This is a genomic window from Brasilonema bromeliae SPC951 (assembly GCF_012912135.1).
In the GTDB taxonomy this organism is placed as follows: Bacteria; Cyanobacteriota; Cyanobacteriia; order Cyanobacteriales; family Nostocaceae; genus Brasilonema; species Brasilonema bromeliae.
Genome location: NZ_QMEB01000049.1, coordinates 1 through 8,882, shown reverse-complemented (window position 1 = coordinate 8,882; position 8,882 = coordinate 1). Strand labels below are relative to the sequence as shown.

At 42.1% G+C, this 8,882-nt stretch carries 11 protein-coding genes and 1 pseudogene; 4 read left to right on the top strand and 8 right to left on the bottom strand.

Features of this window, described 5'->3' with window-relative positions; genetic code table 11:
- Positions 1-581: HEAT repeat domain-containing protein (locus DP116_RS08765; RefSeq protein WP_169154838.1), on the top strand; the 581-nt coding region annotated here is incomplete at its 5' end.
- Positions 578-862, top strand: a complete 285-nt coding sequence (locus tag DP116_RS08760; RefSeq protein WP_169154823.1) for a type II toxin-antitoxin system Phd/YefM family antitoxin — start codon at positions 578-580, stop codon at positions 860-862. The genes DP116_RS08765 and DP116_RS08760, both read left to right, overlap by 4 nt.
- 14 nt (positions 863-876) lie before the next feature.
- Here the strand turns inward: DP116_RS08760 and DP116_RS08755 are convergent, their stop codons facing one another.
- Together DP116_RS08755 and DP116_RS08750 are read right to left on the bottom strand one after the other, a co-directional pair.
- Entirely contained in the window at positions 877-1,281 is a 405-nt protein-coding gene (locus DP116_RS08755) for a type II toxin-antitoxin system VapC family toxin (protein WP_169154822.1), read from the bottom strand.
- Positions 1,274-1,513 carry an AbrB/MazE/SpoVT family DNA-binding domain-containing protein gene (locus tag DP116_RS08750; protein ID WP_169154821.1) on the bottom strand — a complete coding sequence of 80 codons (240 nt, stop codon included), beginning with the start codon at positions 1,511-1,513 and terminating at the stop codon, positions 1,274-1,276. The genes DP116_RS08755 and DP116_RS08750 overlap by 8 nt, the downstream gene beginning before the upstream one ends.
- Before the next feature lie 171 nt (positions 1,514-1,684).
- Here DP116_RS08750 and DP116_RS08745 point away from each other — a divergent pair, with 171 nt between their 5' ends.
- Positions 1,685-2,245 (top strand): Uma2 family endonuclease, encoded by a 561-nt coding sequence (locus tag DP116_RS08745; protein WP_169154820.1) that lies wholly within the window; start codon positions 1,685-1,687, stop codon positions 2,243-2,245.
- 137 nt (positions 2,246-2,382) lie between these two features.
- On the opposite strand, the pseudogene DP116_RS30705 reads toward DP116_RS08745, so the two are convergent.
- From DP116_RS30705 to DP116_RS08715, 6 genes and pseudogenes are all read right to left on the bottom strand, one after another.
- Positions 2,383-2,747 (bottom strand): annotated as a pseudogene (locus tag DP116_RS30705) (clan AA aspartic protease).
- Entirely contained in the window at positions 2,744-3,016 is a 273-nt protein-coding gene (locus DP116_RS08735) for a hypothetical protein (protein ID WP_169154819.1), read from the bottom strand. The pseudogene DP116_RS30705 and the gene DP116_RS08735 overlap by 4 nt, the downstream one beginning before the upstream one ends.
- A gap of 211 nt (positions 3,017-3,227) precedes the next feature.
- Positions 3,228-3,905 carry a response regulator gene (locus tag DP116_RS08730; protein ID WP_169154818.1) on the bottom strand — a complete coding sequence of 226 codons (678 nt, stop codon included), beginning with the start codon at positions 3,903-3,905 and terminating at the stop codon, positions 3,228-3,230.
- 3 nt (positions 3,906-3,908) lie between these two features.
- The gene (gene era, locus DP116_RS08725) at positions 3,909-4,883 is read right to left on the bottom strand and encodes a GTPase Era (protein ID WP_169154817.1); all 975 of its coding nucleotides are present in this window, start codon (positions 4,881-4,883) and stop codon (positions 3,909-3,911) included.
- A gap of 273 nt (positions 4,884-5,156) precedes the next feature.
- Positions 5,157-6,293 carry a succinylglutamate desuccinylase/aspartoacylase family protein gene (locus DP116_RS08720; protein ID WP_169154837.1) on the bottom strand — a complete coding sequence of 379 codons (1,137 nt, stop codon included), beginning with the start codon at positions 6,291-6,293 and terminating at the stop codon, positions 5,157-5,159.
- A 199-nt stretch (positions 6,294-6,492) separates the two neighbouring features.
- Entirely contained in the window at positions 6,493-7,131 is a 639-nt protein-coding gene (locus DP116_RS08715) for a histidine phosphatase family protein (protein WP_169154816.1), read from the bottom strand.
- 172 nt (positions 7,132-7,303) lie between these two features.
- Here DP116_RS08715 and DP116_RS08710 point away from each other — a divergent pair, with 172 nt between their 5' ends.
- Positions 7,304-8,698, top strand: coding sequence for a carotenoid oxygenase family protein (locus DP116_RS08710; protein WP_169154815.1), 1,395 nt, complete (start codon positions 7,304-7,306; stop codon positions 8,696-8,698).
- Positions 8,699-8,882: the final 184 nt, after the last annotated feature.

Genomic DNA, 8,882 nt, shown 5'->3' with positions numbered 1-8,882 from the left:
GCAACTCTGATGCCATCAGGGCTTTAGTCGATTTAACCCGCAACTCCAAGGATGATTATACCCGTTGGCAAGCGGCACAAAGCTTAGTGAAAATTGGTGCTGGCAACTCTGATGCCATCAGGGCTTTAGTCGATTTAACCCGCAACTCCAAGGATGATTATACCCGTTGGCAAGCGGCACAAAGCTTAGAAAATATTTTGACAGCAGATCAGATAGCGGAAGTTGTCATTGTCTTGGGCAGTGACTCCAAACCGAACAAAAAGCGTTACCAAGTTATCTTACATTGCGCCCAAAATATGCCTTATTCAGCTTTTTACCAAGCTTGGCATCATCGCTCTTACATGAGATTAGCAATTACATTTCTTCAATATTATTGGTCGAGGATTGCTTTAGTATTTGCTTTAGTAGTACAAGGTGGTGTTGTTTCAGCAAATCCTTTAGCATATTTTTTAGGATTTGCTGAAGGATTTGCTTTAAGTGCTTTAGGATGTGCTTTAATTTGGGTTTTTTATAGAACAGATTGGAAGGTGATCAGAAAGAAAATTATGAAAGTAATAAAGAAAGTCAGGAGTAAAAAATGACTAGCCAGACAACCTACACTGAAGCTTGCAACAACTTTGACAAAATTTATAACGAAGCAATCACAAGTCGTGAACCTGTCGTTGTGACTCGTGAAGGTTTGCAAAGCGTATCCGTCATTCCTACTGCGGAACTAAATAGCATTATAGAAACAGCTTATTTGTTTCAGTCACCAGAGAATGCAGCACGTCTTTTAGATGCTTTGGAACGTGTTAAAGCAAAAACTAATCAACCTAGAACTATTGAGGATCTGCGTCAGGAGTTTGGGCTAGACGAAGGATAAAAAATTGTAATTTCCTATGGTGTAATGAGTTGAACTGATGGAAAATAAGTAGAGTAACGGTTAACATCTCTGGTTAGTAAGGGCATGGCTGTGATGGCAGCATGGGCACCAATGTAAAAGTCTGGTAATGGAGAGCGGCGCTCACCGCCACGACGGCGATACTCCAGAAAGCTTTGTCCTGCTAAGAATGCTGCTTTATAAGGCAATGGATCGCGACGAAAGAAATCTTGAGGTAGAGCTGCTTCTAGTTCTTCAGGTTGATTAAATCCAATCGAAATTTCAGCGTAAATAATGGGGTTAATTACCAAATTTCCCCGATTAGCGTATTCTGTTAGCATTTGAGATGACCAATCAAACCACTGGCGATCTTCGGTCAAAACATCCAGGATAACGTTGCTATCAACCAGAATGTCAGTCATTGGTTTGGCGGGTGAGTTGCATAATCTCGTCAGTTCTCAATTCTCTGGTAGCTTTGCCACGTATGGCAGTAATGAGTTGTGCTCCCCGACTTGAAGTTGGTTGCTTACGAAGATGAAGCGTATCACCGATGACTTCAAGCTCAATTGCTGTGCCAGGTAGAAGTCCAAGCTGTTCTTGAATATTGGGAGGAATAGGGATCTGACCCTCGGTGTTGATTATTGTAATGTCCATACGGCAATATTTTAGCAATGGTAAAGGTCATTCCTTGGTTAATACCTAATTTAGCAGCAGAACCAAGCGAAGCGATCGCACGGAGTGTCCCCCAAGGACGCGCCTGTCAAATGAGCTAGCCAGCTGCGTTTTGCTAAACTGAGAACACATCTTCGTACTGATTCAGGAGCCATGAGCGCTACAACTCTCCACTCTCTTACCCTAGAGGAGTTCCTGAAGCTCCCTGAAACCAAGCCAGCCAGCGAATATATTAACGGTGAGATTATTCAAAAGCCAATGCCGAAGGGGAGACATAGCCGCTTGCAATGTAAACTCTGTGCAGCAGTCAATCAAGTTGCAGAGGATAAGAGGATTGCCTATGCTTTTCCCGAGTTACGATGTAGTTTCGGGGAACGCTCAATTGTACCGGATGTGGCTATATTTCTGTGGAAGCGCATACCATTTCTGATTGATGATCAAGTTCCTGATAACTTTGAACTACCGCCAGATTGGACGATTGAGATTCTCTCGCCAGAACAAAAACCCAACAAAGTGATTGGTAACATTCTTTATTGCTTAAAACATGGTAGTCGCCTCGGATGGTTTATTGATCCTGATGATGTCAGTATCTTAGTATTTCTCCGTGAGCAACAGCCTTTACTACTTATGGGAGAGGATTTATTGCCTGTGTTACCAGATGAACTGACATTAACCGTCAATCAAGTTTTTGGATGGCTGAAGATGGGTGGCTAGCGCCATCTTTTTCAAAAATCAAATGGAATCCTAGGACTAATAATTTAGCCTGCGGAGGCAGGCTTTGTTTTTGTAGCCGCGATTTCTAATCGCCTGGTATTTTTTTCTTCTGGCGGCGTATCGCCAATACTAATTGCTTAGAGTTTTTCTAACGAAACTAAACCATTGTCTTGAAAATCTATTGCTAAATGATATCCTACCATCAGAGCAGTTCCAAGCAAAGGTTTATAACCAGAAGCTAAAACTGGAACTAACTTTTCTTTATTATCTATACAATTGTTGCCAAATGTATAGATAATAAAGCTTCGCTACCGTCGGCTAACCTTGCAGATGTAGTGGAATATAAAGGAAGATTCATAGCACTAACTGCTTGTGGTGGTAAAGTCAGATGGTCATTAAATCCAGTATCAATTACAAAATCCAACGAAAAATCTGGTTGTGAAGGTAAGCGAAAAACCACTGGAACTATTGCTCTACCATCAATTACTTTTCCATAAATCACTTGGCAATACGTTCCATTGCGCCACCAAAGCTTACAGCAACGTCATAACCAATCCGTATAGTAAACAATCTCGCGTTTGGTTTTTGGTGTTTTAACTTTAACGCTGTCTCTACGCCAGTTGGATCGATTCCATATTCGCCAGTCTCTGCATCAATCACAATCATCTTGCCAATATTATCGCCATACTCAACATGTTGACGAATATCGTTTTCGTAAAACTGTTTGGCTCTTAGAGCAACTTCTTCCACACTCCAGAAAATAGATTGCATAACAGTTACACCTACTTTTTGTCCTTTAATCATTATTGCAAAGCAAGCATAGTTTACTTGCGGCAGAGCCGCTGAAACTGCATTTCCAGGTAGAACCTGGAAACGAGATTTTATAAGTAGCTCAACATAAAAAACATAAAATACGATTCTTGCGATTGCTTCGCTCCACTTCGTTCCACTCGCAATGACATATCGTAAGTTGGATTTTTTTTCACACCAACCCAGAACGCAATGCGACAACTGCAGCTTGCACGCGATCGTCTACAGATAACTTATTCATAATTCCCCGAACATGAGTTTTGACAGTATTGGGACTCAAATAAAGCTTTTGTGCAATTTCTGGATTACTTAAGCCTTCTACCATCAGTCTCAAGACTTCTAACTCGCGCTGAGATAGATTTGCTGTGTTTCCACTGGGAGAAGGGGGTTTGAGATTATCAATGACTCGTCTAGCAACTTGAGGATCGAGGTAGGTTGCACCTTCAACTGCGGCGGCGATCGCACTCAACAGTCGCTCCACACTCGCCCCTTTGATACAATAAGCATCAGCACCGCTAGACAACGCCGCAATAATTTCTGTATCTGTTTGATGCGATGTCAGCATCACAACGTGAGTTTCTGGTAATGCTGCTTTAATTTGCTGTGTTGCAGCAATCCCATCCAACCGGGGTAAACCAATATCCATCACCACCAAATCCGGTTTTAATTTCAGTGCTGCTTGCACACCCAAGTAGCCATCTTCTGCTTGTCCGACAATTTCCAACTGAGGATGAGCCATTAATGACTGTTCTAACCCCAGTTGCATCATTGGATCATCTTCTACAATTAAAATTCGCAGCACAGAAGTATTGGCTGGTAGATTTAAGCGTAAGGTATTATCCTGAGACATTTTTTATTCTTCCACGCGATACCCCAACTCTGCCAAACGTATCCGAGACTGACGCCATTTTGGTTGAACTTTAACGAACAATTCCAGGTAAACTTTTCCTGCAATCAACTTTTGCATTTGTTCGCGCGCTGCACTACCAACAGCTTTTAACATTGCTCCGCCTTTACCGATGAGAATTCCTTTTTGGGAATCGCGCTCAACGTGTATAGTCGCAAGTACACGGGTAATAGCTGGTGTTTCTTCCACTAAGTCAATGGCGATCGCAACTGAATGGGGTACTTCTTCACGAGTTAACAGCAAAATTTGTTCTCGAATCAATTCGCCCATAATAAAGCGTTCTGGCTGGTCTGTTACTAAGTCTGGTGGATAATATAATGGTCCTAGTTCTAAGTGTTCAATTAATAATTGTTGCAGTTCAGGTAATCCGACACCAGTTTTGGCAGAAAATTTTCTTGTTTGCCACTGATGCTCCCTTGCCAATTCGGTGTAACTATTGTCTATTGTCTGGAAATTTGAAGGCTGTTCGTCAATTTTGTTTAACCCTAAAATTACTGGTGTTGTGCTGTGAGTGAGTAAATCAGCCACATAGCGATCGCCCGTTCCACAATTCGTCGATCCATCCACCACAAACAACACCATATCTACCGATTCAATGGCTAGTTTGGCATTTTTTACCAGCACTTCCCCCAATTGATGATGGGGTTTATGAATTCCTGGGGTATCCACAAAAATAATCTGCGCTTCTGGGGTGGTGAGAATACCTCGTAACCGATTACGTGTTGTTTGTGCTACTGGTGATGTAATAGCAATTTTTTGTCCAACTAATTGATTCATTAACGTAGATTTACCGACATTAGGACGACCAATAATGCCGACAAAACCTGATTTATATTCAGGAGGAGCCTGCGGAATTACCACTTCTCCTGAAAGAGAGAAGATATCATTTTGACTACTATTTCTCCCTGGCTCTACCATCATATTTTAGATTTCGGATAACGTAACTTTTTGTACAAATACAAATCAAACATCAAACTACCACTGAATTTATACTATAGCGGATAATCGTTACATACAATACAGTTTCGACGTTACATTTCACTTCTATATATGCCGTTGTATATGTGATTCAAACGATAACCGCTATAATTACTTAATCTTATTTTAATTGACTTATCTATCACTGCCCACTTTTTCAATGAGCCTTTTCAAACAGAATGACTCATTCTAAATGAAAACTGAAGTCACAAGACACTATTCAATCATTCCAAGCACAAACTCGCCTTCGTTAACTGCCTGATTGCTTGAGATATCGAAAACAAATCCATCTTGTTCTGCACTAATATCAATCACAGTTGGTAATGTACCGTCTTTATGAAAACTCAAAATTTGATAAATTCGCTCTCCAGCTTTTACAGAACTTCCCAATTCCACTCTTGATTGAATCATTCCACCTGTTGGAGCATAATATCTTTTCATTTGAGTCCTTGGCTTCAAACTCATGCTATGAGATTCGCTTTCCTTGAGAGGAAATCCAGAGATTTGTAAAACACCTTTATGTGCTAAATAGTTTTTCACACCTCGAATACCTTTCTCCACTGAATCTGGGTTCATTTGCATTCCTGTACCAAGTTCGAGTGTCCAAGCCTCTATATCAAACCTAATTTCTCTACCAAGCTGTTTGAAATGCTTTTCCAAAGCTAACCAAGGTTGGATAAAGGTTTTATCAAAAGCATCTTCATCGCATCTAAATTCAACAAATTGAATTCCAAATGGAAGTAAGAAATATTTTGCACTTTCTTCTCTATTACGGTAGAGATAAAGATAGTTTAATCCTTGATTGGCGTGACTGTGTAAGTCAATCAAATAATCTGCATCTAAACTCAGAGATTGCAGTCTGTAGCTAAAGCGTTCTGTGTAAGGAACTCCACAGGAGGAGTTAATTTTTTCTAAAATTTTGGCAAAACTTTGCTGAATTTTAGCCTGGTAGTTTTTTCTCACCACCTCTTTTTCAAAATTGATTTGAGATTTAGCAAATGCCAAGAAATCGTCAGCGTGCTTTTCGTAGTCCCAAAAAATACGATTCCAATCTTTTCCTTCATAACTACAGAATTGTCCTGAGGAAAAAATGTGCGATCGCTGATTGGTTGACATTGGGTTACAAACAGGAACTAACCAAATTTCACCGTATAAGTCTGTATCATTTACCGTCTGTAAAAATTCAATTAGCTGGTGAATAACAGCATTACCAGCGATTTCCGCACCATGTAAATTAGATTGAATGTAAACTTTTTTGCCCGGTTGAGCGCCAATGAATTTGTAGACTTGCAGGGATAAGACATCGCCTGAAGCCATGTGGCGCAGTGGAATGGTAGATACAACAGGAAGCATAAGTAATTCGCTCATTCGCTGATTCAAAATTTAGAAAACCAGTTATGGTGAGTTGTTCTGGTACTGGCTGGGTTGCAAATTCCTCGTCTGCCTCAATATAATTGTTTGGAGGCAGAGCCTGGGCGATCGCATTCCTATGCAGAGCATGGGAACGAGAGATAAATCATCTCTAAAACTGATAACTGATAACTGCTAACTGTTAGGTTCCTGGTAAATTCCGTAACTCCTCACCCATATGAGTACGGTCAGCTAATGCTTTAAGTAAAGGACCATGTGAGCCAAATTCTACAATACTTACGGAACCTACAGGGCATCCCAAACGATAGCGAAAGCGCCCTACGTCAATTCCCAACAAACTGCACAGCATAATTCTGATGGTTGCTTTGTGAGAAACAATTAAAACATTGCCACTGCTGTAACGCTGCTTGATTTCTTCAATAACTTGGGTAGCACGAGATGCTATGGCGATCGCCATCTCCCCCCCAGTAGGCGCGTACCAAGCGGGATCTGCTAACCACCGGATATAATCATCATGAAATTCTTGATTCACCGCCTCTGGTGTTTTGCTTTCCCATTTGCCATAGTTGATTTCCTTCAAGCCATCCCGCAGTTGTGGTTGCATCCCGATTGCGTCACACAAAGGTTTCGCCGTGGCTATGGTTCGTCCCATAGGAGAGCAAAAAATTGCTGTCCAGGGGGTAGAACTGTATGCAGTCGCAAAAGCTTTTGCCATCTCCAAGCCATCTGTGGTTAGTTCTGGATCTACCGAACCACAGAAAAAATTATTTCGACTGCATTCTGTCTGTCCGTGACGGAGGAAATAAAGAGTTAAACTCATAGAAGTCGGTATACTAGATTAATCATTGGTCAAGAGTCAACCCCTTGAGGGAATGAATTTTTTTGAATTTGGAATTTTGAATTCCTCACTGTGCGTTGAGCGCAGTTAGTGGGGCTATGGCTAATATAGCGAAGTACCGATAGCATATTGATTTGGGTTTGGGACACCAATCATGAGAACAACACAAGTCAACCCTTTTCTTGATGGTAACTTTGCGCCAGTGCATCAAGAAACCTCTACCAACAGCCTGCAAGTCATAGGTGAACTCCCTCCCGACTTATCAGGAATATTTCTGCGCAATGGTCCGAATCCCCAATGGACACCCATAGGACAGTATCATTGGTTTGATGGCGATGGAATGTTGCATGGAGTGCGAATTAGCGACGGTAAAGCTGCCTATCGCAACCGCTATGTGCGGACAAAAGGATGGAAAATTGAGAATGAAGCACGTAAATCTCTGTGGACTGGGTTCGTAGAACCGCCACCAAAAGACAAGCCCCACAAACAAAGCAAGAATACCGCTAACACTGCTCTTGTGTGGCACGCAGGTCAACTTTTGGCGTTGTGGGAAGGAGGTGCACCTCACGCTATCAAGGTTCCTGAGTTAAACACTATTGGTGAGTATACCTACAATGGCAACCTTGTTTCAGCAATGACTGCTCATCCCAAGGTAGATCCAGTCACGGGTGAGATGATGTTTTTTGGTTACGGCTTCACACCACCGTATCTGCAATACAGCGTGGTTTCACCACAAGGCGAACTTTTGCAGACAGAACCTATTGACATACCAGCAGCCGTGATGATGCATGATTTTGCCATCACTGAAGACTACACAATTTTCATGGATTTGCCGCTGACTTTCAATATAGAAAAGAAAAAACTGGGCGAACCTATGACAGCGTTTGATCGTGACAAACCCAGTCGCTTTGGTATTGTTCCGCGTTATGGCAATAACAGTAATATTCGCTGGTTTGAGAGTCCCGCTTGCTATGTCTTCCACACCCTCAATGCTTACGAGGAGGGTGACGAGGTGGTGTTGATTGCTTGTCGCATGAATTCTACGAATGTATTGGGTTCAAAAGACTCACAACCTGATCCGGAAGCAGATATCCCCCGTTTGTATCGGTGGCGGTTTAATCTGAGTACGGGCAAGGTGAGTGAGGAAATGCTAGATGATGTCCCTTGTGAATTTCCCCGTGTCAATGAGAATTGGTTGGGACAAAAAACACGATACGGATACACTGGCAAACTAGCAAAGGGTCAACCTGTGTTCAATAGTATTATTAAGTACGACTTCAACACTGGGCAATCGCAAACCCACGAATTTGGAAAAGGACGTTATGGTGGTGAACCTGTCTTTGCACCACGTCCTAATGCAAAAGCAGAGGATGACGGTTGGCTTATGACTTTTGTTCACGACACCGCAGAAGATACTTCTGAACTCGTGATAGTTAATGCGCAGGATATGACAGGTGAACCAATAGCACGAGTAATTATTCCTCAGCGTGTACCTTATGGGTTCCACGGTGCTTGGGTTTCTGAGGAACAGTTGAGGGCTTCTGTGTAGATTGATACTCCACTGCCTTCACGCGTATCACCTCACCCCGCCCTGTCGGGCACCCCTCTCCTTAATAAGGAGAGGAAGGAGAGGGGATGGGGGTGAGGTTTTGCGGATAGGATAACTAAACAAGCGGACTTGATAAGCTGTTACGCTTTTAACTTGCATATTATTTTGGTTTAGTCAATCATTG